Annotated in this window: 26 protein-coding genes; 22 read left to right on the top strand and 4 right to left on the bottom strand. The window is 33.6% G+C overall.

Features of this window, described 5'->3' with window-relative positions; genetic code table 11:
* Positions 1-7: 7 nt before the first annotated feature.
* The 5 genes from H0I41_RS08670 (at position 8) to H0I41_RS08650 (ending at position 6,067) form a co-directional block, all read left to right on the top strand.
* A complete protein-coding gene (locus H0I41_RS08670; protein ID WP_182094542.1) occupies positions 8-859 on the top strand; it encodes a MurR/RpiR family transcriptional regulator in 852 nt (283 codons plus the stop codon).
* Positions 860-1,061: 202 nt separating this feature from the next.
* Entirely contained in the window at positions 1,062-1,823 is a 762-nt protein-coding gene (locus tag H0I41_RS08665; RefSeq protein ID WP_011162538.1) for a serine hydrolase, read from the top strand.
* A gap of 81 nt (positions 1,824-1,904) precedes the next feature.
* Positions 1,905-3,683, top strand: coding sequence for a glycerophosphodiester phosphodiesterase (locus H0I41_RS08660; protein WP_011162537.1), 1,779 nt, complete (start codon positions 1,905-1,907; stop codon positions 3,681-3,683).
* Positions 3,684-3,831: 148 nt separating this feature from the next.
* The gene (locus H0I41_RS08655; protein WP_004898057.1) at positions 3,832-5,163 is read left to right on the top strand and encodes a PTS sugar transporter subunit IIC; all 1,332 of its coding nucleotides are present in this window, start codon (positions 3,832-3,834) and stop codon (positions 5,161-5,163) included.
* A gap of 4 nt (positions 5,164-5,167) precedes the next feature.
* Positions 5,168-6,067, top strand: a complete 900-nt coding sequence (locus H0I41_RS08650) for a DUF7916 family protein (RefSeq protein ID WP_004898055.1) — start codon at positions 5,168-5,170, stop codon at positions 6,065-6,067.
* A gap of 67 nt (positions 6,068-6,134) precedes the next feature.
* Here the strand turns inward: H0I41_RS08650 and H0I41_RS08645 are convergent, their stop codons facing one another.
* Complete coding sequence (locus H0I41_RS08645) at positions 6,135-6,824, bottom strand: hypothetical protein (RefSeq protein ID WP_004898054.1); 690 nt, start codon at positions 6,822-6,824, stop codon at positions 6,135-6,137.
* 114 nt (positions 6,825-6,938) lie between these two features.
* Here H0I41_RS08645 and H0I41_RS08640 point away from each other — a divergent pair, with 114 nt between their 5' ends.
* Both H0I41_RS08640 and yaaA read left to right on the top strand, forming a co-directional pair.
* Positions 6,939-7,223: a hypothetical protein gene (locus H0I41_RS08640; protein ID WP_228099712.1), complete on the top strand. Its 285-nt coding sequence runs from the start codon at positions 6,939-6,941 to the stop codon at positions 7,221-7,223.
* Positions 7,224-7,286: 63 nt separating this feature from the next.
* Positions 7,287-8,045: a peroxide stress protein YaaA gene (gene yaaA / locus H0I41_RS08635; protein ID WP_011162536.1), complete on the top strand. Its 759-nt coding sequence runs from the start codon at positions 7,287-7,289 to the stop codon at positions 8,043-8,045.
* A 41-nt stretch (positions 8,046-8,086) separates the two neighbouring features.
* Here yaaA and H0I41_RS08630 read toward each other — a convergent pair whose 3' ends face one another.
* The gene (locus tag H0I41_RS08630; RefSeq protein ID WP_135014209.1) at positions 8,087-8,836 is read right to left on the bottom strand and encodes an alpha/beta hydrolase; all 750 of its coding nucleotides are present in this window, start codon (positions 8,834-8,836) and stop codon (positions 8,087-8,089) included.
* Between the two features lie 120 nt (positions 8,837-8,956).
* Here H0I41_RS08630 and H0I41_RS08625 point away from each other — a divergent pair, with 120 nt between their 5' ends.
* The 8 genes from H0I41_RS08625 (at position 8,957) to H0I41_RS08590 (ending at position 16,934) form a co-directional block, all read left to right on the top strand.
* Complete coding sequence (locus H0I41_RS08625) at positions 8,957-9,583, top strand: histidine phosphatase family protein (protein WP_004898049.1); 627 nt, start codon at positions 8,957-8,959, stop codon at positions 9,581-9,583.
* 6 nt (positions 9,584-9,589) lie between these two features.
* Entirely contained in the window at positions 9,590-10,189 is a 600-nt protein-coding gene (locus H0I41_RS08620) for a histidine phosphatase family protein (protein ID WP_004898048.1), read from the top strand.
* Positions 10,190-10,320: 131 nt separating this feature from the next.
* Complete coding sequence (locus H0I41_RS08615) at positions 10,321-10,842, top strand: TetR/AcrR family transcriptional regulator (RefSeq protein WP_004898047.1); 522 nt, start codon at positions 10,321-10,323, stop codon at positions 10,840-10,842.
* Positions 10,843-10,848: 6 nt separating this feature from the next.
* Positions 10,849-11,901 carry an ABC transporter permease gene (locus H0I41_RS08610; RefSeq protein ID WP_004898046.1) on the top strand — a complete coding sequence of 351 codons (1,053 nt, stop codon included), beginning with the start codon at positions 10,849-10,851 and terminating at the stop codon, positions 11,899-11,901.
* Between the two features lie 14 nt (positions 11,902-11,915).
* Positions 11,916-12,596 (top strand): ABC transporter ATP-binding protein, encoded by a 681-nt coding sequence (locus H0I41_RS08605; protein ID WP_004898045.1) that lies wholly within the window; start codon positions 11,916-11,918, stop codon positions 12,594-12,596.
* A gap of 142 nt (positions 12,597-12,738) precedes the next feature.
* Positions 12,739-13,587 (top strand): PRD domain-containing protein, encoded by an 849-nt coding sequence (locus H0I41_RS08600; protein ID WP_135014208.1) that lies wholly within the window; start codon positions 12,739-12,741, stop codon positions 13,585-13,587.
* Complete coding sequence (locus H0I41_RS08595) at positions 13,584-15,446, top strand: PTS beta-glucoside transporter subunit IIBCA (RefSeq protein ID WP_004898042.1); 1,863 nt, start codon at positions 13,584-13,586, stop codon at positions 15,444-15,446. Before H0I41_RS08600 ends, H0I41_RS08595 begins: the two co-directional genes overlap by 4 nt.
* A 9-nt stretch (positions 15,447-15,455) precedes the next feature.
* Entirely contained in the window at positions 15,456-16,934 is a 1,479-nt protein-coding gene (locus tag H0I41_RS08590; protein ID WP_135014207.1) for a glycoside hydrolase family 1 protein, read from the top strand.
* 61 nt (positions 16,935-16,995) lie between these two features.
* On the opposite strand, the gene H0I41_RS08585 is transcribed toward H0I41_RS08590, so the two are convergent.
* Positions 16,996-18,408, bottom strand: coding sequence for a C69 family dipeptidase (locus H0I41_RS08585; RefSeq protein ID WP_135014206.1), 1,413 nt, complete (start codon positions 18,406-18,408; stop codon positions 16,996-16,998).
* Positions 18,409-18,485: 77 nt separating this feature from the next.
* Between H0I41_RS08585 and H0I41_RS08580 the strand changes: the two genes are divergently transcribed.
* The 7 genes from H0I41_RS08580 to H0I41_RS08550 all read left to right on the top strand — a co-directional run bounded on the left by H0I41_RS08580 (position 18,486) and on the right by H0I41_RS08550 (position 23,639).
* The gene (locus tag H0I41_RS08580; RefSeq protein WP_135014205.1) at positions 18,486-18,728 is read left to right on the top strand and encodes a hypothetical protein; all 243 of its coding nucleotides are present in this window, start codon (positions 18,486-18,488) and stop codon (positions 18,726-18,728) included.
* A 145-nt stretch (positions 18,729-18,873) separates the two neighbouring features.
* The gene (locus tag H0I41_RS08575) at positions 18,874-19,497 is read left to right on the top strand and encodes a TetR/AcrR family transcriptional regulator (RefSeq protein WP_182094540.1); all 624 of its coding nucleotides are present in this window, start codon (positions 18,874-18,876) and stop codon (positions 19,495-19,497) included.
* Positions 19,498-19,630: 133 nt separating this feature from the next.
* Positions 19,631-20,167, top strand: a complete 537-nt coding sequence (gene nfr1, locus H0I41_RS08570) for an NADH-dependent flavin reductase subunit 1 (RefSeq protein ID WP_011162530.1) — start codon at positions 19,631-19,633, stop codon at positions 20,165-20,167.
* Between the two features lie 12 nt (positions 20,168-20,179).
* Positions 20,180-20,734, top strand: coding sequence for an NADH-dependent flavin reductase subunit 2 (gene nfr2 / locus H0I41_RS08565; RefSeq protein WP_004898036.1), 555 nt, complete (start codon positions 20,180-20,182; stop codon positions 20,732-20,734).
* A gap of 130 nt (positions 20,735-20,864) precedes the next feature.
* On the top strand, positions 20,865-21,902 hold the full coding sequence (locus tag H0I41_RS08560; RefSeq protein ID WP_012846713.1) for a MupG family TIM beta-alpha barrel fold protein: 1,038 nt from the start codon (positions 20,865-20,867) through the stop codon (positions 21,900-21,902).
* Positions 21,903-21,912: 10 nt separating this feature from the next.
* Positions 21,913-22,716 (top strand): tyrosine-protein phosphatase, encoded by an 804-nt coding sequence (locus H0I41_RS08555; RefSeq protein WP_004898034.1) that lies wholly within the window; start codon positions 21,913-21,915, stop codon positions 22,714-22,716.
* The gene (locus tag H0I41_RS08550; protein ID WP_135014204.1) at positions 22,713-23,639 is read left to right on the top strand and encodes an FAD:protein FMN transferase; all 927 of its coding nucleotides are present in this window, start codon (positions 22,713-22,715) and stop codon (positions 23,637-23,639) included. Before H0I41_RS08555 ends, H0I41_RS08550 begins: the two co-directional genes overlap by 4 nt.
* Before the next feature lie 44 nt (positions 23,640-23,683).
* On the opposite strand, the gene H0I41_RS08545 is transcribed toward H0I41_RS08550, so the two are convergent.
* The gene (locus H0I41_RS08545) at positions 23,684-24,220 is read right to left on the bottom strand and encodes a CvpA family protein (protein WP_004896521.1); all 537 of its coding nucleotides are present in this window, start codon (positions 24,218-24,220) and stop codon (positions 23,684-23,686) included.
* Positions 24,221-24,334: the final 114 nt, after the last annotated feature.

Here is a 24,334-nt window from a genome sequence, read left to right as displayed (position 1 = left end):
GTACGTTATGGATTTATCTACTAAAGTTTTAAACAATTATCCTAATTTTAAGGGAGCATCTAAAAAGATTGCCGATTATTTATTGGCTCATCCAAAGACTTTTTTACAAGAAGATGCACAAGGCTTGGGAAAAATTACTAAAACTAGTGCTGCTTCGATGATTCGTTTTTGTCAACAATTGGGGTTTAAGGGCTTAAAGGATTTTCAAATTCAACTTGCTCAAGATACACCACAAGAAAGTGAAAATACAATTGAACCGATTGTGGATAATCATGATAATCCACATATCGTTTTACAAAAATTTCTGTCAAGTATTGAACATAATACTGAAAAAACAGCTCATTTGATTGATGGAATGGCCTTAAATCAAGCGATCAATTTTTTGAAAAATGCTGATCGAATCTATTTAGCCGGTGTTGGTGCCTCCAGCTTACCTGCTCAAGATCTTTACTATAAATTTATTCGTAGTGATAAAAATGTCATTTTTAATCAAGATATTCATATTGCCTTAGAGAGAATTTGTTATTCCCATTCGACAGATGTTTTGGTTATTTTCTCTTATAGTGGCCTGACTCAAGAAATATTATTACTTGCTGAACAAGCACGTAAGAATCATACTCCGATTATTGCGGTGACTCGTTCTCATCAGTCTCCCTTGGTTGAAGTCAGTGATGTAGTTTTAGGTGTATCAACAGATGAAAAGCTGCTTAGAGTAGGTGCGATAAATTCACTTTTTTCTGAAGTATTTGTCTCAAGTGTCTTATTTTTAGCAACGATTAATCAAGATTTACCTAGATTAGAAGAAAAGTTTAAAGAAACAGAACTAGTAACTAATCAATTAAAGAAATTAGATGAGTAGTATTCTAATAATGAATTAAATAAAGAACGTAACCTACTAGAAAAGATGCACTTAAGCATCTTTTTCTTTTGAAATTAAAAGCTATCTTGATATAGGATAATAAAAAGTTTTAAAATAACTTTATAATAAAAGATACTGATATAATATATAAGATAACGTAAGTTAAGTTTTGTCTAATTCTAATAAGAAAGGCGATTGCTTTATGTTAAAGGGTAGAATTACTGACATTATCCAAAAGTATGATATTGATGCAGGTGTAATTGTTAAGTATGGCGATCAAATTATGTATCAACATCAAGCTGAGAAAATTTTTCCAGCAGGAAGTTTGATTGACTTAGCTATTGCTGCATATATTGAAGATCAGTGGAAAAAGACCCCTGAAGTTGTGGATGAAAAAATGGAAGTTACTGATCTTTCTCGTGTGCGTGGCGCTGGTATTATTGGTGATTTACGTCGTACTAATTGGAGCGTTCGAGACCTAGTTTATTTAACTAGTGCACTATCAGATAATGTAGCTACTAATCTATTAATTGAGAAATTTGATATTTATGAAATTGATGAGTGGTTAAAACAGAATTATCCCGGCATCCGATTGGGAAGAGAGTTAATGCGCTATTCGGCTAACGATCAAGATAACGAATGTACAGCTGCTAGTGTTGATAAGTTGATTACACATTTAATGACTACTCAGAATCTCTTCTGTGCTTTAGTGCGTAAAGGATTGAGTAATCATACTATTCCAACAGATTTAACTTTTTATGGGGAGAATCTTCTTACCTACAATAAATTGGGCCGAGATCGTCAGGCATGCCATGAGGTTTGTGCTTTTATGACAAAAAAAGCACCAGTATTTTGCACGGTTTTGAGCAGTTATGAGGGAAGAAATATAGGGGATAGATTATTCTTCCAAGAATTAAGTAAGTTGATTTTTTCACATGTGAAAAGTGCTGACTTTGAAAAATAGGAATCCTAAGAATAGATAAGGATTCCTATTTTTTATAAACTAAATTGCAAGGGTAGAAAATAGTGAGCGGAGGAACAATTTTTGAAAAATATTTTTCGAAAAATAGATATGTATTCTAAAAATTTTAGAATACATTGGCTAGAGTATGTCGCTTTGTTTATCGGAATAGATATTTTTACGCAGATGCTAATCATTCCGTTATTCAGGTATGTAACAACTGGAATTTTAAAAGCTAGTGCAATTCCGTTTGTTTCATATCAAAACATTGTTACCATTATTACCACGCATACTGGAGTTGCTCTCCTACTAATCGTGGAATTAGTTATCCTGCTTTTAGTAATTTATGGTGTATTTGCCTTAATATTATTGGGAATTAGAGAAATTTCTCAGAATCAATTTTCCCTTAAATTACTATTTAAAGAATTATGGCAGACATATCGTTCCGTTCGAGTAGGGTCCATCTTATTACTAGGCCTATATTTCTTATTAATTGTACCTTTTGCAGATATGGTTTATCGAACGCCGTTATTAGCCAAAGTTCAAATTCCAGAATTTATTTTGGATTTTATGACTAGAAATATTTGGCTGGTTAGTGGATTGATAATTTTTTATTTGCTAGCTTTTATTTTTGGTATCAGATTGATTCTGACGCTTCCCTTGATGATTTATCAAGAAAAAAAGACATGGATTGCGATGAAAGAAAGCTGGAAGTTAACTAGCCACAAAAATTGGTGGACCCTCTTAAGTAGCTTATTAGTTGCAGGAATCTGTGTGAGCGTAATTTTAGTTAGCTGCAATTTAATAATTTATTTCTGTCAATTGGGATTAGATCATTTGCCAGAAAAGCTTAGCTTTAGTTTTGCTATCTTTAATCTGTTACTGGTCCAAGTAATTAGTGAATTAATGGCGATTTGGATTAGTGTTATTTCTATTTTAATTGTCGTCACACCGTTAAATAGTTTTAAGTGGGAAGATCAGAAAAAAGTAAAAAGTAAAAAGACAATTAAAATAGTAGATTCCTGCTTAATAATCGTTTTTGTATTAGCTGCAGGAATCAATAGTGCCTTGTATTTAAAGGGAGCAGATATGCAGCGCCCAGTCACTATTTCACACAGAGGAGTAAGTGATAAAAATGGAGTTCAAAATACTATCCCAGCTCTAGAAAAGACAGCAAAACTTCATCCAGATTATGTGGAAATAGACTTGCATGAAACAAAAGATAATCAGTTTGTAGTTATGCATGACGAAAATCTGAAAGAGTTAGCTGGTATTAATAAAACTCCAAAAGATTTAACTTTAAAGCAGTTGACCAGAATTACGCTTCATGAAGATGGGCACCAAGCTAAAATCGCCAGTTTTGATCAATACCTAAAAGCTGCTAAGAAATTAAATCAAAAATTATTAATCGAAGTTAAGACAACGCCTAATGATTCTCCAAAAATGCTCCAGAATTTTAATCAAAAATATGGCAAGCTAATTATTAAGCGTAAATATCAAGTTCAGTCATTAGATTATCGTGTTATTGAAGGATTACATCAAATTAACCCTAAGCTATTTGTCTTGTATATCCAGCCCTATAATTTTACTTATCCCCAAAGTGTTGCAGATGGGTATTCAATGGAATATTCTACTCTAAACAATGATTTTATATGGCAGGCTCAACTTCAGAATAAGCTGGTGTATGCTTGGACAGTTAATAGTCCACAAATGATGATGAAGATGATGTATGACAATGTCAATGGAATTATCACCGATCGACTAGCTGAATTAAATGAGACAGTTAAAGATTTTGAAGATAATCGTAGTTACGCTAATAAGCTATTAAACTTTATTTTAATATTGCCTGATGATAATAAATAATTAAGTGTAAAGCATCCCTTACTGGGATGCTTTTTTACATAGAAGAAAATGCTTATATTTTGATAAAGAAAGCGCTTCATGATAAAATAGGTATATACCAATTATTAAAGAATAGTTAAAAACTATTAATAAAAGGGGGATTATAAAGATGAGTGATAGATCAAATGCAGTCAACGCATGGGTAAACAAAAATATAATGCCTATTGCAGCAAAAATTGGTGCCTTTAAGCCATTGATTGCCATTCGTGATGGAATTGCAATGGCTATGCCACTGATCATTGTAGGTTCATTATTTATGGTTATTAATGGTTTTCCAATCACCGCATGGACCAACTTTTTAACTAAAACTGCTGTTCATGGAGTGAGTTTGTCACAGATTCTGGTTAAAGTAAGCAATGGATCTTTCGGAATTATGGGATTAATTGCAGCTTTTGGAATTGCATGGAGCTATGCTAATCAATATAAAACGGATGGCGTTTCTGCTGGGATTATCTCAGCGTCAGTTTTCTTTATTGTGACACCAAGTATTATGAGTGGAGGAAAGACTCCTGCTGAAGGCTTTCCATATGTTTATCTTGGAAGCCGTGGATTGTTTGTAGCAATCTTTTTAGGTTTACTTAGCGCTTGGATTTTTCAATGGTTTATTAATCATAATATTCAGATTAAAATGCCTGATACAGTTCCACCTGCAGTCGCAAAGAGCTTCTCTGCCTTAATTCCAGGTACAGTTTGTATCTTTTTAGCAGGATGTATCTACTGGCTATTTTCATGGGCCCACTGGGGTAACTTACATGATGTAATCATGAATATTCTAGCCAAGCCATTAGGATTATTAGGTAATACCTTACTGGGAACTTTAGCATCAATTATTTTGGTAAGTTTATTCTGGTTTGTCGGTATTCATGGAGGAAACGTAGTCAATACGGCTATGTCTCCAATCTGGTTAATGCAAACCGATGCTAATAGAGTGCTGAATCAATCAGGGAAATTAGATTTAGCCCATGGTGGTAATATTATTACTCAGCCATTTATCGATAATTTTGTATATATGGGCGGAGCAGGTGCTACTTTAGGATTAGTTTTATGTGTGGGTTATTTAGTTTGGAAAAAACGTGCAAGTAAACAAAATGAAATTTTGGCTCCATTAACTATTGTTCCAGGAATTTTTAATATTAATGAGCCTACTATGTTTGGTTTGCCAGTAGTTTTGAACCTAAGCTTAATTATTCCGTTTATTATTGCACCTATGTTTAATGCTATTACTACTTATACAGCAATGAAATTGGGCTGGGTGCCACTATGTAACGGAACGGTTATTCCATGGACAATGCCGCCGCTTATTTCAGGATTTTTGGCAACTAATAGTATTGCCGGCTCAATCTTGCAGCTGTTTAATATCATTGTTGATATTTTGATTTACTTACCATTTATGAGTGCTCTAAATAAACGGCAAATTGTTGAAGAAAGTAGAAAGGGTTAGAAATATGGTTACGAGAATAATTAGTGCAAATACTAGCGAAATTTTAAAAATGGACGGTACTCAATTAAAACAAAGTATCAAGGCTAGTGAAGGTCGAACTGTTTTAAGTGAAAATGTGGTTACTGAGCCAGCAATTGATAATCTAACTACTTCAGAAATTGCGGCCGCTTTTGGAGCAGACTTAATTTTATTAAATCTATTTGATACCTTAAATCCTAAAGTAAGCGGCTTGGAAGTGGATAAACCAGAAAATACGGTTAAAAAACTTCAAAAATTAACTGGACGCCCAATTGGAGTAAACTTGGAGCCAGTTGATGAGAAAGCAGAGATGGAATCAACTAAATTGCAGATTTCTTCTGGTAGAACTGCAAATGTTGAATCAATGAGAGCAGCTGAAGAGTTAGGATTCAATTTCGTTTGTTTTACTGGAAATCCTGGGACTGGTGTAACTAATAGAATGATCGCTAAAGCTGTAAAAACAGCTAAGAAAAATTTTTCAGGTTTAATTATTGCTGGAAAAATGCATGGAGCTGGCGTGGATGAACCAGTAGCCAGTGAAGAATCAGTTAAAGAGTTTTTGGATGCAGGTGCAGACGTTATTTTGGTTCCTGCTGTTGGAACAGTTCCAGGTTTTACTAGTGAAGAATTAATTAATATAGTAAAAATTGTTCATAAACATGGTGGACTAGTAATGAGCACGATTGGAACTAGTCAAGAAAGTTCTGGAGCTCAAACAGTCCATGATATTGCCTTACAAAATAAAATTTGCGGTATTGATATCCAACATATTGGAGATGCAGGTTGGGGAGTAGTGCCACCAACGGATACTATTTTCGAATTAAGTAAGACAATTCGTGGGATGAATCATACAATTTCCCGGATGGCACGTTCAATTAATCGGTAAAAAGATAATAAATAATATATAAAAAGAAGATATCTTAGCAAAAGTTACTTTGATATCTTCTTTGTTTTTAATATTCAGTTTTACCTAAATCATCTTCTGGGCGGTGGAGCTGTAGACGCAAGCCGTAGACAGAAAATTCTTCACCGTCTTCTTGGCGGTTAAGTTTAATACGTAAATGGTCTCCATCTTGTTCGAACTCCACTTCATTTCTAGTGTCAATCCAAGCTGCCTCTTCAACGTGAGGAACATGCTTTAATTCGATACTTTCTTCAAGTGGAATATGGATGAAAACATAGCGTTGATATTTAGCAATGGCATTATAAAAGACATGAACATTGTCTTCATCTGCCTTTATCTCATGGTCAGCCCGACTTTCATAGTAAGCATGTCCAAAGCGACTAATCCAATTACGCAAAGTTTTCATTGCAGGATCTGATTCGGCTTTAATTGATCCATCGGCGTTTAATTCAACTTCGAAATAGATATTCATATCGTCTAATCTAGCAGCGATTAATTTTGCTAGAACATCAGGAGAAATTAATTTTTCTGCTGGTCTTTTTTGACAAAATTTAATTGTATATTTTTGACAAGCTGCTTGCAGGTCTGCCATTTGTTCATCATTAGCGTCTTTGATACTTACGCCTCTAAAGCCGCAGTCTCGTGCATGACGTACAAGAGCATCGGCATCAATTACACCTTTTGGAGCAACTTGATACTGCAATACAAGTCCAATATTTAAATCTTCTTTTTCACTCATTTTACTATTCGCTTTCTATGTCATATTCAAGATTGATTATAAGTGGAAAAGAAATTTTAAGCAAAGCAAAATGGTTTCACGTATAATTAGGGAGGACTATAGAAGGGACAAAAAATGATTATTTTTAATATTATTTTATATATTACCATTGGTTTCATTGTTTATTTTGGTTACCAAACTGTGCTTCATTATCATAAACATGAAAATGTTAATTTTCTCCGTGGCTTAATTATCAGTACGCTTGTTTTAGCAGTGCTAGTTTCTTTACAAATTTACTGGGCACTCCCTAATATTATTGGCCTATTTTTATGGCTATTTATTATGTTCTTGTTTATTAGTGTGGCTGCTAGTGCTAGATATATTACCGCTAGCTTGCAGGATAAGAAAAAAGAAAGATAGAGCTAATTGCTTCTGCTGCTTTGGCAGTTATTAGCTTGATTGCTTTATTTATCGTGGTTGCCAATGTCAGATAATAATATAAAAATAATTATTGCTCCAGCTAAAAAGATGAGAGTTGATCAAGATACTTTTTTGGTTAAATCAGAGCCTGCTTTTTTAGATAAGACTCAGGAGCTATTAGACTTTTTAAAAACAAGAAGTTTTAACCAGTTACAAGACTTATGGAAGGCGAATGATAACATTGTTCGTACAAATCAACATAATCTTGTAACAAGTGAACTTGATTCTAACTTAACCCCAGCACTTTTAGCTTTTTCAGGAATTCAATATCAGTATTTAGCTGGGGATGTTTTACCGCAAGAAGGATTAGACTATCTTCAAGATCATTTGCGTATTTTGTCAGGCTTTTACGGTATTTTGAGACCTTTTGATGGGATAATTCCCTATCGTTTGGAATTAAAAACTCAAATGACTGGCTTTAAATACTACAGTCTCTATAACTTTTGGAAAGATCTTCCGTATCAAGAGCTTTTTGCCGATACAGATACAGTTATTAACTTAGCGTCTTTAGAATATTCGCGTTTGATTTCTCCATATTTAAAGGATAGTCAAAAAATGATTACAATTAAGTTTTTGGAAAATAAAAACGGAAAATGGAGACAAAGTGCTACACATGCTAAGATGGCGCGAGGAGAGATGGTTCGCTTTGCGGCCAAAGAAGGAATTAATAGACCGGAAGATTTAAAAGAATTTTCTGATTTTGGCTATGTTTTTTCAGCAGCAGATTCCACAAAGGAAAATTATATATTTAAGAAATTGTAGAAAAAAAGAGAAATCAGACGATTTCTCTTTTTCTATATAAATTAAAACGCATTATTATTCTGTAAAAAATCTGTTGTTAAATTAACAGAATTTTTTTGATAGCTATCACTAAAACAATGGTCTGCACCTTCGATTAAGTGTAAAGTGCTGTTTTGATAAATTTGATCGTATTTCTTTGAGGCATTAGGGGAAACAACGGTATCATCTGTACCGTGGATTAAACAGACAGGTTTAGTAAATTGAGCAGATACTTCATAAATAGGCAATTGTTGAGCAATGCGTAAATAAAATCCGCCTAGGGTTAAATCTTTAAAAGGAAGGCGGTCTGGGATATGGTCTGGATTATAGGTAACTCCTTGTGTATTACCTTCAAGAGCATCACTTTTTAAAGTGGCAGCTGGTGCTAGCAGTACTACCTTTTTTATCAGATCAGGATAAAGCCCAGCTAACATTGAAGCAACGACACCACCTTGAGAATGGCCGCCTAGATAAATATTACGTACATGCGGATCTGTTTTAACGTAATTTAAAATGGCATTTGCATCTTCAATTTCATTTAAAACAGTCATATTTTCAAATTTACCATCTGAATCACCATGGCCATTAAAATCAAAGCGAACACTAGCAATATTTTCATCACGAAGACTGTTAGCAATTTCTTTTAGCAAAGAAGTATTACGGTTAGCGGTAAAACCATGAAAAATGATTGCCATGTCATATATTTCTCCGAAAGGTTCTTCCCGAGTTCCAACTAATTGTAATCCATCACGCTCAAGTGTAATTGTTGCCATATTAATGCCTACTTTCTTTTTGTCTAACTTTATTATAGTCTGACATGTGAGATAATTTAGTAGCTTAATAAATTTTTAGTATAATATTTTCTTGGATAAAATATAAAGGATTGTGATGAAATGGATCTGTTATTAGTAAGACATGGGGTTAGTGAACATAATACTTCAGATGTGATCTCCGGCGGTACTAGTAACCCTAACTTAAGCCAAGCGGGTGTTAAACAAGTAGAAGAAGTAAGTAAGTTAATTGACAATAGTAAACTTGATCGAGTATATGCAAGCCCATTAATTAGAGCTAAAAGAACAGCACAAATTTTAACTGATTTTCAAAAAGAGATTATTACTGATGATCGACTTAGAGAAATGAATTTTGGCTCTTGGGACGGCCAACATGCCGAAGAGCTGAAGATAAAATATCCTGATGCCTTCGATGATTTAGGAACTATTAATAGTAAATATGCAGAATACGCTGAAAATGGTGAAACTTTTAGTCAAGTAGCAGATCGAGTTGAAGAATTTTTATCTGAGATTCAACCCGATGCTAATGACAAGACAATTATGATTGTTTGTCACGGATTTGTGATTAGGAGTTTAATAGCTCGGTGGTTTAAACTAAAAATTGAAGATGTAATGACAGTAAGAAATGTTAGTTTTACTGAGCTTCATTTTGAAAAAAATGATATTGAGCGACCAAGATTAATGACCTTTAATCGGACGGAACCCTTGTATTACGGAATTAAGAGGTGATATGTTATGCGAGTAGTAATTTTACGTCATGGAACTACTGAATTAAATAAGCAAGGAATGATTCAAGGATCAAATGTTGATCCTGATTTAAGTAAAGAAGGGCGCGCTTACGCAGAAAAAGCTGCTAAGAATTTTGATCCTAGTCAATTTGATGCAGTATATGCAAGTCCATTAAAGAGAGCGCAGCAAACTGCAAGGATTTTTGTGGGGGATAAGACCCCAATAATAACCGATAAGCGAATTGAAGAACTAAGTTATGGTTCTTGGGATGGAAAATCTTCTTTAGAATATCGTAAAAAGCATCCAGATGCTTTTAATAGCAAAGGACTAATTAACGATAATATTTATAAGTATGCTTCAGATGTAGAAAAGCGTGAAGATTTTAGAAAAAGAATTGCTGCATTTTTTGACGATTTATATAAAGAACATGCTAATGATACAGTTTTGGTAGTTTGTCATGGTGTAGTAAGTCGGATGATTTGTGCTCATTTTTTAACTAATGGCGATATTAAGTATTTTGACCAAATGCAGAATTGCGGTCTAGCTGAATTAGACATTAATAAAGAATATGGAACTTTGGTTTACTATAACCGCGTCTTAGCATAATAATTTTAAGGCTTGATTTTGATATTTTATCGAAATTAAGCATTTTTTATATCTATATGTTGACACGGTGTCACTTTAGGAATAGACTTAAGACACATCGAAAGTGACACAGTGTCACAAGGAGGGAAGGCATGGTTAGTGAAACTTTTATAAATCTTTCGGATGAAAAGAAACAAAAGATTGAAGGAGCGCTTTTAAAAGAATTTAGTACTTATCCCTTAGCTAAAGCGCAAGTTGCACGCATTGTAAAGGATGCGGGGATTGCTAGAGGAGCATTTTATAAGTATTTTGGTGATTTGAAAGATTCATATATTTATCTCTATAGTCTTGCGATGAAAGACGTCCATATGGGACCTCCAGCAAGGTTGAGAGAGTTTGACCCTGAAGCTTTTTATAAGATGACAGTTGATTTTATTAATCAGACTGAGAATAGTATCTATTTTGATCTAATCAAACTACATCTTAGTCAGAATCAAGCTTTTCTTGGAGATGATAAAAAGCAGAAGGATGCTTTTCTTAATCTCGACTCTCAAGTCTGGGCTGCCATGGTTTTAACTCATGAGGCAATAGATTTAGCCCTATTTGATAAAAAGAATAAAGAAAAAATTCTAAAAAGATACCATGAAAGTTTATGTTTATTACAAAGGAAGTAGGCAAAAATGTTTTTAGCTCTAAAAGAAATAAAATACGAGAAGCTGCGTTACGGCTTAATTACATTGATGATTTTTTTAATCGCATATTTAATTTTTATGCTGTCATCATTGTCAGTAGGTCTAGCTTCAGAAAATACACAAGCAGTTAATAGCTGGCAAACTCAATCGGTTGTTTTGAATGACAATTCGAATGTAAGTTTAAGTCAGTCTCTGCTAACCAAAGAAAATCTAAAAGATTTTAAAAAGACAAAGAATGATAGCTATATCGGGATAGTTCCAATTGTAATGAAAGAAAAGAAACATCAAACAGTTTCAGCTCAATTTATTGGATTGAATAAAGATGAATATATCTATAAAAATCTAGAAGTAGTTTCTGGTCGTAAAGCAAAGCACAATGACGAAATAGCTGTTGATCAAATTCTTTGGAATAGAGGTTACCGCTTAGGCGATAAAGTAACCCTAAATGGTAGCGATCAAAAGTATAAAATTGTTGGTTTCTTAAAAAATGCCAAGATTAATATTGCGCCAATTGCTTATGGTACGATGGCAACCTGGAAGAAGTTAAGACCAATGGCTCCGAATGTTGAAGCTTCTGGAATTATCTCTAAGAAGAACTTAGATTTTAAAGCTAAGAATGTTAGATCTTATGATAAGCAGACTTTTGTTAATAAATTACCTGGTTATACAGCCCAAAACTCAACTTTTGAATTAATGATTGGTTTTCTATTCGTAATTTCGTTGATTGTGATTGCAGTATTTTTATACATTTTAACTATTCAAAAAATGCCAAATTATGCTGTTTTAAGAGCACAAGGTATCCCAAGCAAGACTTTAATTGGTGCTACTCTTAGTCAATCATTAATTTTAGTAATTTTGGGTACGGTCTTAGCATATCTTTTAATGCTGCTTACTGTTAGCGTAATGCCAGCTACTGTACCAATCGATTTTGCCCCATGGATCATGATTTCAACCTTTGCCGGGATGATTGTAATGGGAGTAATAGGTGGATTAATTCCAATTCGATCAATTCTTAAGGTTGACCCTTCAAAAGCTGTGTAAGGGAGGAAATTTATATGTCAGTAATTGAATTAAAAGATGTAAGTAAATCCTATGGTCAAGGAGAGGCCAAGGTTAATGCTCTAAAAAATATAAATTTTGAAGCTCAAAAAGGTGAGGTTGTCTTAATTGAAGGACCTTCTGGAGCGGGCAAGAGTACTTTTCTAACAATTGCAGGAGCACTGCAAAAGCCTACTTCTGGTGAAGTATTTATTGGAGGAGATAACGTAACTAACTATTCTCCTAAACAAGCTGATGCATTACGTCTAGATAAAATTGGCTTTGTCTTACAGGCTTATAATTTAGTTCCTTATTTGACTGTTCGGGAACAGTTCATCTTAGTAGATAAGGTTAAAAAGACCGGCAATCTAAGTAAAGAAGCGCTTGATGGATTGCTAGATGAATTAGGAATTTCTCAACTGGTAAATAAATATCCTAAGGAATTGTCAGGTGGGCAGCAGCAAAGAGTGGCAATTGCGAGAGCATTATATGCCGATCCAGCCATTATTTTAGCTGATGAACCTACTGCTTCATTAGATAGTGAAAAGGTTGAAGAAGTAGGAAAACTATTTAAGACTTTAGCTAAACAAAAAGAAAAGGCTATTATTCTAGTTACCCATGATTTAAGACTGAATAAGTATTCAGATAAGATTTATGAAATGTTAGATGGACGTTTGAGCTTGAAAAAAGGTAATTAAGTATTGAATAATAATAAAGAAAGCGATATCATATAGTTGAAAAGTGAATAAAGTGAGATTGTAACAATATTTTGCACAAAACCCACTTGTCTCTAGTTTAAGAAGGGATAAGTGGGCTTTTTTGTATGTTTAAGGAGGCACGATGAAAATAATAAGAGTTTTAAATAATAGTGCTGTTATTAGTGAAAACCAAGAGCATGAGGAGATAATTGCACTTGGTAAAGGAATTGCTTATGGAAAAAAAGCGGGGGATGAGTTTGATAAACAAAAAATATATAAAATTTTCACACCCTTGTCTGACAATCAAAGAAAACTGCTATTAGAAACAATTCATGAAACAGATCCTATTTTCTTTCAAATTGCACAAAAAATTGTTGATAGATTGAAATTTGAAGAAAGTATTGAACTGGCTGATAGCGTATATATAACTTTGACAGATCACTTAGCTACAAGTGTAGAAAGAGCGAAGAAGGGATTGTATTTAAACAATAAATTTATTTGGGAAGTAAAAAATTATTATCCAAAAGAATATCAATATGGTTTATGGGCTTTAAAGTTGTTAGACGCTCAATTTGATTTGAGTTTTCCAGAAGACGAAGCTGGATTTATTGCAGTACATATCATTAGTGGGGAGCTAGGAAATGATATTAGTGATTTTAGTAAATCAGTAGATTTTATCAAATCAATTACTAAAATTGTTAGATATTATTTTCACATTAATATTGATTACCAATCTTTGAACTATAACCGCTTTGCGGTCCACTTGAAATTCTTTTGGAAAGCTATGATGTATAAAAAGGATCAATCTAGTTTTGGAGATTTGAGCCAAGAAATTTTAAATGTAATAAAAAATAGCGATATTGAAGCATATAAATGTGCTTTGAAGATTAAGGAATATATTTTAGAAAAATATAATTATGAACTAAACAATGAAGAGATTATGTATTTAGCAATACACATTAATAAAATTGTGAGTGGAGAAGAAAAATGAGCTATGAAAATATGAATAAGCAGATTATAGCTGCTGTTGGAGGAGAAGATAATATTCAGTCTGTTGTTCACTGTGCGACAAGACTAAGATTTGTTCTAAAAGATGAAAGTAAAGCAGATGATGCGGCAGCTGCACGAATTCCTGGAGTATTGCAAGTAGTAAAAAAAGCAGGACAATATCAATTAGTTATTGGTAGTACAGTTGAAGATGTTTATAACGATTTAGTTAAGATGATTAACATCGAAAATGATGATAGTTATAAGTCAACACCTAAAGAAAAGAAGAATATTTTTGATACTGTAATTAGTGTGATTACTGGATCAATTGCTCCTGCTATCCCATTACTTGCTGGAGCCGGAATGGGAAAAGTTTTGCTTTTGATTTTGACAATTAGCGGTTTGTTGTCAGATAAAAGCCAAACTTATCAAATATTAAATTTAATTTTTGATACCGGCTATTTCTTTATGCCAGCGTTTATTGGATTTTCAGCCGCTAAGGTTTTTAATACTGATCAATATTTAGGTGCTTTTATGGGATTAGTAACTGAACATCCCATTTGGACAGCAATGGTTGCAGCTAAAAAGCCAGTAGAGTTTCTTGGGATGCCAGTACAGCTAATTAAATATTCTTCTACTTTAATCACTGCAATTATTTCAGTTTGGATCATGTCCTATATTTATAAGTATGTAAAGAAATATACACCAAATATGGTGAAAATTTTTATGGTTCCAATGTTAACAATGCTTATAACTGCACCTTTAATTTTCCTAGTTATTGGGCCAATCTCTAATATGATCTCTGAAGGTATTGGATTTATATCTATGTGGCTATTCCACAATGCAGGAATTGTTGCTATTCCAATTTTGGCTGCAGCATATCCTTGGTTTGTATCTATTGGGATTCACAAAGCTTTAAGCCCAATTAGTATTCAATTAGTTGCTACACAAGGTTTTGATCCAATTATTCGTGTAGTTGCATTATGTTCAAATATGTCACAAGCAGCTGCTTCACTAGCAGTTGGTTTAAAGAGTAAAAACAAGAAACTAAAGAGTTTAGCACTTTCATCTAGTGCAACTGCATACTTAGGTGGAATTACTGAACCTGCTCTGTTTGGTGTTAATTTACCATTAAAGAAACCTATGTATGGAGCAATGATTGGTGGTGCAATTGCAGGTGTAGTTGCAAGTTTTATGAAAATTAAGGCATTTATTTATGTCACACCTGCCTTTTTAAGCTTGCCAATGTGGGTTTCTAAAACTGAAAATTTTGTTATTCAAGCTATTATTGTAATTATTGTTGCTAGTGTTGCTACATTTATTGCTACGTGGATGATTGGGTTTGATGATCCAGTAGATGAAAATAATCAAAAAACTAAGTTTGATCAAGTACATGAAAAACATGATTTAAAGAGTCCTGTAAATGGAAAGGTAGAGCCTCTTAGTGAGGTAAAGGATGAAACATTTGCAAGTGGAGTAATGGGAAAAGGAATTGCTGTTATTCCTAGTGAAGGTAAAATTTACGCTCCTGATGATGGGGTGGTTACAGCTACTTTTGATACAGGACATGCTATTGGTCTTCATTTAGATAATGATGCAGATGTATTGATTCATATAGGGATTGATACAGTTCAGATGAATGGTGATGGATTTAAACAATTAGTTAAAAAAGGGGATCATGTGAAAGCTGGTCAAGAATTGGTTGATTTTGACATAGATAAGATAAAAAAAGCTGGATATGATCCAACAGTAATGATGATTGTGTTAAACAGCAAAGATTTCTTAGAAGTATTGCCAGTTGTAACCAAAAAAGATGAGGAAAAGGATGTTACAACGAATAGTAATGTTATTGTATTAGCTTAGGAGATAATTATGAAATACTATCACGTGCCTGAAGGATTTAAGTGGGGTGTCGCAACGGCTGCTAATCAGATAGAAGGAGCTTGGAATGAAGATGGTAAAGGAATTTCAATTGCTGATTGCGAACGCTATGATCCTGAAAAAGCGAGAGCAGGCTATAAGTCAGAAAATAGTATGACAAGTTCTGAAATTAAACGTGCTATGGCAGATAAAGATAGTAAACGTTGGGGAAAAAGGCATGGAGTAGATTTTTATCATCAATATCCTGAGGATATAAAAAAATTAGCGGCTACGGGAATTAATACTTTTAGAACTTCTATTGCATGGAGTAGAATTTTTCCAAATGGTGATGATATTAAGCCTAATGAAAAGGGACTAGAATTTTATGATAAGTTATTTGATGAGCTACATAGATATAATATTGAACCAATAGTTACTCTATCTCATTATGAGATGCCCTTAAATTTAGTATTAAACTACGATGCTTGGTATGATTTGCGCGTTAGAGAGTTTTTTATAAAGTTTGCAAAAATTGTGATAGATCGTTTTCACGGCAAAGTTAAATATTGGATTCCGATTAATGAAATAGATAGTATTTTGCGTCATCCATTTTCTTCAGCTGGATTAATAAGAGATCGCTTTCTAAATGAAAATTTTGAAAAGGTCATCTATCAAGCAATGCACAATCAGTTTGTAGCAGCTGCTGCAATAACAAAATACATTCATGAAACTTATTCTGATATACAGGTAGGTTCAATGATTACAAGTACAATGATCTATCCTTATAATAGTGATCCACGCAACAGCCTTAAGAGCGTTCAGTTAATGCGAGAAAGCTATAATTTTAGTGATATTCAAATTCGTGGTAAATATCCTCTAAATTTAGTGCCAAAATTAAAGAATTTACATATTAAAATATCAAAAGAAGACTTAGACTTAATTAGTGAAAATACAGCAGATTTTATTGCATTTTCATATTACTCTTCTGTTTGCACTGCTTTTGATACAAAAGGATTAAAAGTAACAAAAGCAAATCGTATGGAAGGGGTTTATAACAAATATTTACCTACCAGCGATTGGGGATGGCAAATTGATCCTATTGGTCTAAGGATTATATTAATTAATTTATACGATAGATATCAAAAGCCCCTATTTATTGTTGAAAATGGATTAGGTGCTAAGGATAGTCTGACTACAAGTGGAAAAATTCACGATGATTATAGAATTGATTATTTACGACAACATATTAAACAGATGTTAGTCTCTATACAAAACGATGGAATAGAGCTTATGGGCTATTGTATGTGGGGAATGACTGATATGGTATCAGCATCGACAACACAAATTTCTAAGCGATACGGTTTAATATATGTTGATTTAGATGATTTTGGAGATGGAACTTATAAACGATACTTGAAAGATTCATATTTTTGGTATCAGAAACTTTTATCTTTTAAAAATAAAATTCCCAAAGATTTTTTAGACAAATAAAAAAGAATTCAGGTGCCTGTAGCAGGTACTTGAATTCTTTTCATTTAGTAATGCTTCAATTCTACAAATTAGGATCAATCTTAAACCGAAGTGGTGAATCTGCGGTCTGAGCAGTAATCAATTTGGCATTTAATTTTTGATAGTTCTTAATAGCAACATCAGTTAGTTTTTTATTAGCTTCGTTTACGAGCTCTACTTTTTTAGCTTCATCTTTTTCTTGAGCCAATTTCTTATCATATTCAGCTCGCAGTTTATTCAAAGCTAGATTCGTTGCTTTTTGCGTATTAACTAAACTAGTTGCATATTTATTCCAATTTCGATCTACTAAGACGCTAGCCATTTTAAATACCCAGTAAGCTGAATTTGTTGAAAATTCTTCTTTACCGTATTTGAACATAGTTGGTACTTTAGTTCCTTGTGGGTAAAAAGGAATGTAGACACTTTGTGCAGCAATTCCCATTGCTAGCCAATGAGTCATATTTTCTCCTCGAAGTTGGAGGAGGTGGGACTCCTGGGTAGTAGCTACGGCAATTGGACGATAGGCAGGTTGACCTTCGTTTTTAGAATTAGTTAGGTCATACTGTGTCCCATTAAAGTGATCGCTTAAAACGCGTTGAGCGTCTTGAATAGATACAGGATGATCAGGCTTTCTAATAAATGGTAAATCAAAACTTTCTGGATCTTGATTTACGGAAGGTGTTAGAAGCTTTTGGCCACTCCAAACACGTGGAGTATTATAAGTTAAATCCGAATCATCATGTGTACCAAAAATTAATCTGAAATTAAATGGTTTATTTTTTTGCCAAAGATTATTTTGATAAACAAATTCTTGAATTCCAGGAGAAGTTATAAAATTGTCTTTATCATTAAAATCAATGACTTGAATGGCTAGTTGATTAGCAACTACTGCGTATGAATCGTCAGGGATGCGTTGAGCAACATAATGGTGGCCCGAACCAATTTCCATATACCACGCTTCATCTCTATCTGCGAATAAAATCCCATCCGCTTCTGCCGCACCGTGCTTTTGAACGATCTTACCTAAACGTTCTACACCTTCTCGAGCAGATTTAATATATGGTAAAACAACTGTTACCATTGCTTCTTCTAAGATACCTTTTTCTTCGTCAAAAGGATCCATAGCCATTACACGATCATTAGCATAGGCACTTTCAGTAGCGCTCATTGCAACGTGATATTCATTGATTCCATCTTCTTCAAATACTCCATATTTATCTGTCCATTCAGGAGTAGAAGAGTAAGAAAAACGTTCGTTAGGTAATTCCATCTGAAACTTATTATCTTTTGACTTAAAAATGTTATTTTTAATTGTTTGATGTGAATTAAAAGCAAGATGCTTAGGCCAAGCAGTCTTAGCATCTTCATTTCGGCCGATAATAACACTACCATCTACAGTAGCGTTTTTACCGATTAAAATAGATGTACAAGATGAACGTCCAACAGGAGAAGTCATAGGTTTCACACTTTCTATTGATATAATATAATCTATATTGTAACGTATAAAACTTAAAAATAAGTGAGGGCATTAAAATGGCAGACTTACCAGAAGATAAAAAAATTATTCTTACAACTGATTACAAAGATAATACCATTAATATGGAATTTTCTGATAATTTAGTTGATAATCGTGAAAAAGGATACATTCTTTCAGCTGCATTTTTAGCATTTGCTGCAAATGAAGGGCTAGATAAACAACGAGTTATTGAAATGATTAATTCTCATTATGACCAATTTACTGGTGATGATGATTCAAGTTTGTTTAAAAGATTATAGAAATTTGCACAAAATTCTCCAAATTTTCATATTTTTGTTATAATATAATGACGAAGAAAATAACAGACGTTAGGCATTTATGTTGTTTTTTAGATGATCACAATGTGTTGATGTTGATGAATATGAATTAAGTGAGGTAATTAAAGTGGCTAGAAAAAAAGAAATAGATAAGCAAAGAATCCTGGATGCTGCTTATAAATTAGCAGTTCGTGGTGGAATTGAAAGTTTAACTGCAAGAAATATTGCTAAAGCAGTTAACTGCTCAACTCAACCAATTTATCTTGAATTTGAAAACATGCAAGATTTACGTAATCAAGTTTTAGCAAGAATTTCTGATGAATTGAAGTCTAACACTCTTCAACAGAACTTTACAGGTGAACCTTTGATCGATTTAGATCTTTCATACTTGTACTTTGCTAAAGAACATGTTGATTTGTTTAGAGTAATGTTTGTAGACTGTAAATTTGGAAATCAAATGATTGTTGATACTTTAATGGGACTTGGACTTGAAAAATTCAAGCAACAATTTGACGCAGAACAATTTTCTGAAGAAAGACTCAATCATATTGTGATTTCTAACTGGATTGCTGCTACAGGTTTAGCAACTCTTCTCATTAACAAGATGGCAAACTTTACACAAGCTCAAATGATTAGTGTTTTAAAGGCACAAATTCATGAAGCAATGTTAAATGACCGTCTTACTAACGTTGAAGAAAATCCACTATTTGCTGCTGACAGTGACGCTTCTCTTGAAGAACGTCTAGGTTAGTTTTAAAAATAATTAAGCACCACATTCACTGAAAGTGGTGCTTTTTTATTAAAATTAAAATATGCCTTTTAAAATAGTGAGATTAAAAAGTATAATTTAATAGAAAGATAATTAAAAGAAAGGTGACGTAGAAATGAAACTCTTTGCCATTGTAGGTAGCAACGCCGATCATTCTTATAATCGCGATCTACTAAATTTTATTAAAAAGCATTTTACTGATAGATATGATATTGAATTGGGAGAGGTTAAAGATCTTCCAATGTTTAAAGAAGGAGTTAAAGAACCTGCTGCAGTAGCTAGCTTTGCTAAAAAGGTAGCTGATGCAGATGCAGTGTTAATCTCTACGCCAGAACAACAACACTCAGTTCCTTCATCCTTAAAGAGTGCACTAGAATGGCTTTCATCAGCTGAACACCCTTTTAAAGATAAGCCGGTAGTTATTGTGGGTACTTCAGTTTTACCACAAGGATCAGCTCGTGGCCAAAGTCATTTAAAGCTCGTGCTTTCCTCTCCTGGTTTTGGTGCCAAAGTATTTAATGGTGATGAATTTATGATGGGAACAGCTCCAGAACAATTTGACGAAAACGGAAACTTACCAGCTGGAACTGTTAAGTTTTTAGATCATTTCTTTGATGAATTTGATAGTTTTTATGCTGAAGTAAGTAAGTAGGAGGAACGACCCATGAAATTACTAGCAATTGTTGGTACGAATGCAGATTTTTCATATAATCGTTTTTTAGATCAATTTATGGCTAAGCGGTATAAAGATCAGGCTGAAATTGAAGTATATGAAATTGCTGATTTACCCCGTTTTAAAAAAGAAGCACAACCAGATAGTAAAGTTGAAGAATTCAAAAATAAGATCCGTGAAGCAGATGGTGTGATTTTTGCTACTCCAGAATATGACCATGGTATTCCTTCTGCATTGAAGAGTGCAATGGAGTGGACGGGAAGCCATGCTCAAGGAAATGCAGATGTAATGAAGATGAAACCAGCAATGGTTTTAGGTACATCTTACGGAATTCAGGGAGCTTCAAGAGCGCAAGAAGAAATGCGTGAAATTTTGCTTTCTCCTGACCAAAGTGCAAATGTTTTACCAGGAAATGAAGTTTTAATTGGTCATGCTGCAGATAAGTTTGACAAGAATACTGGAGACTTATTAGACCAAGAGACTATTCATGCTATTGATTTAGCATTTAATAATTTTGTTAAATTTGTTGAACAAGCTCAAAAATAAGTTAAAACCTTATTTTCCTATAGTACAAAAGAAACTAGGTAGAATTTTCTATCTAGCTTTTTTTGTCATTAAAGTTTATTATTTTAATGAAAGAAAGCATTTTCACAAAGCTTAGAAAAGAGAGATTTATATGCTCGGTTTTTCAGTTTACTTAGATAAAGATTTGACTGCAGATGATCATAATTATTTGCTTGGAATGAGGAATGCTGGTTTTAAGGAAGTCTTTACTTCATTAACCGGCTTAAAAGATGAAGCAGACATAGTACTAAAAAGATTAGATCAGTTAACTAGCTGGTGTAAGGATTTAGAGTTAAAGGTCATGGCAGACGTTTCACAAGATGATTTACATTATTTAGGCTATGATTTAGCGGATGCAGAAGAAATAAAGAAGCTTAATGTTACTGGGTTAAGGATTAACGATCAAGTATTAATGCGTTTTGTATCAAAATTGTCTAAAACTATGTGGGTATCTTTAAATGCAATTTACTTACAACCAGAAGATATTACTCATTTAAAAGAAGAGGCAGCTAACTTTGATCATATTAGAGCCTTATTTGATTTTTATTCTCAGCCAGAAACAGGAATGGATGAAAAGTGGTTTGAAGAAAAAAATCAATGGCTTCACAATTGTAATTTAGAAACAGCAGCTTTTATATCTGGAGATGGGGTTAAAAGAGGACCATTTTTTGCTGGAGAAACTACTCTTGAGTCACAAAGAGGCGTATATCCATTAGCAGCAGCTCTCAACTTAAAAGATTTGGCCTGCAATAACGTCATTGTTGGCGATCGTCTAACTAGTGAGACGATTAAGTCTTTTGCGCGTTATACGAAGGATCACGCAATTACGCTTCATGTAGATGAAAAAAATACTTTTCTCAATGAAAATCAATGGCATAATTATTTGTATCTTGCTCAAGATATCGTTAGACTCCGTAGTGAAGGCGAGCTTCCAAAATTTGAAGCGCAGGATTTACCTTTGGATCGACCTGTGGGAACAATTAGTATCAATAGCAATGGTTTAAATAGTAACGAAATTCATATTGCTAAGAGAAATTTACCTGTTAATAAAGATGGAAGGGTTCTTGGAAGAGTCTGCGATGAAGAGTGTAGCTTGCTTCCTCATATCGAGCCAGGACAAAAAGTTATTTTTAAAAATTTAGAAAAGTAGGGATTACAAAATGATTAGGCCAAACATTTTACCACTGCAACATGTGCCAAATGCACGTGATTTGGGCGGTTATGTAGGTTTTGATGGTCGAAAAATTAAGATGCATCGACTTCTAAGAACAGGGAAGTTATGCCAAATGACTAAAGAAGATGAAACTTTTTTAATTAATTATGGCTTAACTAAAATTGTTGATTTACGCTCACCTAAAGAAATTGAATTAGCTCCTGATGTTGTGCCAGCAGGAGTTGAACATATTGATAATCCAATTCATGGAAATCAAAGTGCAGAAACAGATCAAAAGATATTGCAATTAAAAAAGACCTATACTAAAGATCAATATGCTGGTTTTAAGACGATGTGTCACCAGTACCATTCTTCTGTTAGTAAGGAATATTCTCAAAAAGCCTTTAATAGTTTACTTAACATCTTTGCTAATACTAAAGATGGAGCTATTATTTTTCATTGCTCTGAAGGAAAAGATCGTACAGGATTAGCTACAGTTCTGATCCTATATATTTTGGGCGTTGATATGGAAACTATCAGACAAGATTATCTATTTTCTAACTTAATGCTAGGAAATTATCAGGCTAAGATGAATCAAAAGATAATTGATGAGGGTGGTAGTGTGATTTTGCGTGCTAACGTTAGAAGCTTAGCCAGTGTCGCAAATGAATATTTGGATACAGCTCTCTTATTAATTGATGAAAAGTATGATGGAATAGATAATTACATTAAAAATGTTCTTAAAGTTGATGATGAGATGATTCAAAGTTTGAGAGAATTATACTTAGAACCAAAGAAGGCATCAAAATGATAGAAAATTATGCTTCAACTCCAATTTCAAAAGTTGGGCGCGGATTAGGAACTGTTATTACGCTGCAGGCTTATGGTAACCAGAATAAAAAGATTTTGGATCAGAGTTTTGATTTGATTGCCGGATATGAAGATCGATTAACGGTAAATCGAGACCATTCTGAGGTAATGGACGTTAATCATGCAGCTGGTATTCATCCCGTACAAGTTTCTGCAAGTACATATAATCTAATTAAGCTAGCTGTTTATGAAAGTAAACAAAATTTCGGCTTTAATGCTCTGATTGGACCAGTTGTAAAATTATGGCATATTGGTTTTAAAGGAGCCCATGTTCCAACTGATGAACAGATTAAAGAGAAGATGAGTCTAACGAATCCAGCAGATGTTAGATTAGATGATGATAATCAGACTGTTTTTTTAACTAAAAAAGGGATGGAGCTGGATCTAGGCGGAATTGCTAAAGGATATATAGCAGATAGAATTAGAGATTTATGGCGTGCTTATGATGTTCGTGCTGGAATTATTAATCTAGGTGGGAATGTCTTATTTGTAAACAGTTCTCCTAAAAGAGCAAGTGGGGAATGGATTCTGGGCGTGCAAGATCCGAAAAAGAAACGTGGTAATAATTTAACAACCGCCACTGTCCATGAATGTTCTGCTGTAACGAGTGGGACGTACGAACGCTTTTTAGAAATTAATGGGAAAAAATATCACCACATTATTGATCCTAAAACTGGATATCCCGTTAAGACTCATGTGGCTGGTGTAACCTTATTTACTCGTGATTCTGTTCAAGCTGAAACTGAGTGTAAGCGACTATTTTTTGCTGGTGGTCCTATTCCAGGCTGGAAAAATGATAAAGCAGGTCGCTATGGTGCAATCTTTGTATATGACGATGATTCAATGGAAAGAATTGGTGTATAAAAAATAGGATTCGGAATTACCGAATCCTATTTTTGCTGAGTATTTTAACCAACTGTTCGACTAATACCAAATATTGTCTTAAATACTCCATTTGACAAACCTGGTGTGTTATAAATAATTACTCGTAAAATTGGTGAATCAACTGTTTGTTGAATAAACCAAGGATTTTGAAAAGCCTGGCACATTGATAAGGCTACATAAACTAAGAAGTAAGCAGCAATAAAAGATACTATTGCTCCTAAAACATTGTCTAATAGATTACCGATTCCCTTTTTAGTACGATCACGTTTAGGAAGCCAGCCCTTACAAATCTTTAAAATCATTTTACCGATAAACCAAATTACAAAGAAGGCTAAGAAACGGTAACCGATTATTTCAAGACTAATATTGCCCGTTGTGGGAACAACCTTACCAGAAAATTGTTGATAGAACCAATTTCCCAAGCTGTTTTGGCCTAGAATAGCTGCTGCAAATACAATTGCACCAAAAATCATATTAATAACACGTTGAGCAAATCCCAGTTGATATCCTTTATAAGTTTGATAACCGAGATAAAGAATCACAATAAGCGTAACAATCATGAATTTAACTCCTTTTGCTAATCATTATAGCTTATCGATTTTAATTTAAATACATATTTTTAAATACTTAGTTGTTTTTTGACGATTCTTAAAAAATACTACATAATTAAATAC

This window comes from Lactobacillus johnsonii (assembly GCF_014058685.1).
In the GTDB taxonomy this organism is placed as follows: domain Bacteria; phylum Bacillota; class Bacilli; order Lactobacillales; family Lactobacillaceae; genus Lactobacillus.
This window is presented reverse-complemented; position numbering and strand designations above follow the sequence as displayed.

What these genes read in the sequence shown, in the direction of transcription:
- H0I41_RS08595 (WP_004898042.1), top strand. Translation starts at nt 13,584, where the DNA reads ATGAGCTATGAAAATATGAATAAGCAGATTATAGCTGCTGTTGGAGGA.
- nfr1 (WP_011162530.1), top strand. Translation starts at nt 19,631, where the DNA reads ATGAAACTCTTTGCCATTGTAGGTAGCAACGCCGATCATTCTTATAAT.
- H0I41_RS08640 (WP_228099712.1), top strand. Translation starts at nt 6,939, where the DNA reads ATGATTATTTTTAATATTATTTTATATATTACCATTGGTTTCATTGTT.
- H0I41_RS08545 (WP_004896521.1), bottom strand. Translation starts at nt 24,220, where the DNA reads ATGATTGTTACGCTTATTGTGATTCTTTATCTCGGTTATCAAACTTAT.
- H0I41_RS08625 (WP_004898049.1), top strand. Translation starts at nt 8,957, where the DNA reads ATGGATCTGTTATTAGTAAGACATGGGGTTAGTGAACATAATACTTCA.
- H0I41_RS08585 (WP_135014206.1), bottom strand. Translation starts at nt 18,408, where the DNA reads ATGACTTCTCCTGTTGGACGTTCATCTTGTACATCTATTTTAATCGGT.
- H0I41_RS08600 (WP_135014208.1), top strand. Translation starts at nt 12,739, where the DNA reads ATGAAAATAATAAGAGTTTTAAATAATAGTGCTGTTATTAGTGAAAAC.
- H0I41_RS08580 (WP_135014205.1), top strand. Translation starts at nt 18,486, where the DNA reads ATGGCAGACTTACCAGAAGATAAAAAAATTATTCTTACAACTGATTAC.
- H0I41_RS08670 (WP_182094542.1), top strand. Translation starts at nt 8, where the DNA reads ATGGATTTATCTACTAAAGTTTTAAACAATTATCCTAATTTTAAGGGA.
- H0I41_RS08590 (WP_135014207.1), top strand. Translation starts at nt 15,456, where the DNA reads ATGAAATACTATCACGTGCCTGAAGGATTTAAGTGGGGTGTCGCAACG.
- H0I41_RS08615 (WP_004898047.1), top strand. Translation starts at nt 10,321, where the DNA reads ATGGTTAGTGAAACTTTTATAAATCTTTCGGATGAAAAGAAACAAAAG.
- H0I41_RS08645 (WP_004898054.1), bottom strand. Translation starts at nt 6,824, where the DNA reads ATGAGTGAAAAAGAAGATTTAAATATTGGACTTGTATTGCAGTATCAA.
- H0I41_RS08555 (WP_004898034.1), top strand. Translation starts at nt 21,913, where the DNA reads ATGATTAGGCCAAACATTTTACCACTGCAACATGTGCCAAATGCACGT.
- H0I41_RS08550 (WP_135014204.1), top strand. Translation starts at nt 22,713, where the DNA reads ATGATAGAAAATTATGCTTCAACTCCAATTTCAAAAGTTGGGCGCGGA.
- H0I41_RS08605 (WP_004898045.1), top strand. Translation starts at nt 11,916, where the DNA reads ATGTCAGTAATTGAATTAAAAGATGTAAGTAAATCCTATGGTCAAGGA.
- H0I41_RS08610 (WP_004898046.1), top strand. Translation starts at nt 10,849, where the DNA reads ATGTTTTTAGCTCTAAAAGAAATAAAATACGAGAAGCTGCGTTACGGC.
- H0I41_RS08650 (WP_004898055.1), top strand. Translation starts at nt 5,168, where the DNA reads ATGGTTACGAGAATAATTAGTGCAAATACTAGCGAAATTTTAAAAATG.
- H0I41_RS08630 (WP_135014209.1), bottom strand. Translation starts at nt 8,836, where the DNA reads ATGGCAACAATTACACTTGAGCGTGATGGATTACAATTAGTTGGAACT.
- nfr2 (WP_004898036.1), top strand. Translation starts at nt 20,180, where the DNA reads ATGAAATTACTAGCAATTGTTGGTACGAATGCAGATTTTTCATATAAT.
- H0I41_RS08560 (WP_012846713.1), top strand. Translation starts at nt 20,865, where the DNA reads ATGCTCGGTTTTTCAGTTTACTTAGATAAAGATTTGACTGCAGATGAT.
- H0I41_RS08655 (WP_004898057.1), top strand. Translation starts at nt 3,832, where the DNA reads ATGAGTGATAGATCAAATGCAGTCAACGCATGGGTAAACAAAAATATA.
- yaaA (WP_011162536.1), top strand. Translation starts at nt 7,287, where the DNA reads ATGTCAGATAATAATATAAAAATAATTATTGCTCCAGCTAAAAAGATG.
- H0I41_RS08620 (WP_004898048.1), top strand. Translation starts at nt 9,590, where the DNA reads ATGCGAGTAGTAATTTTACGTCATGGAACTACTGAATTAAATAAGCAA.
- H0I41_RS08665 (WP_011162538.1), top strand. Translation starts at nt 1,062, where the DNA reads ATGTTAAAGGGTAGAATTACTGACATTATCCAAAAGTATGATATTGAT.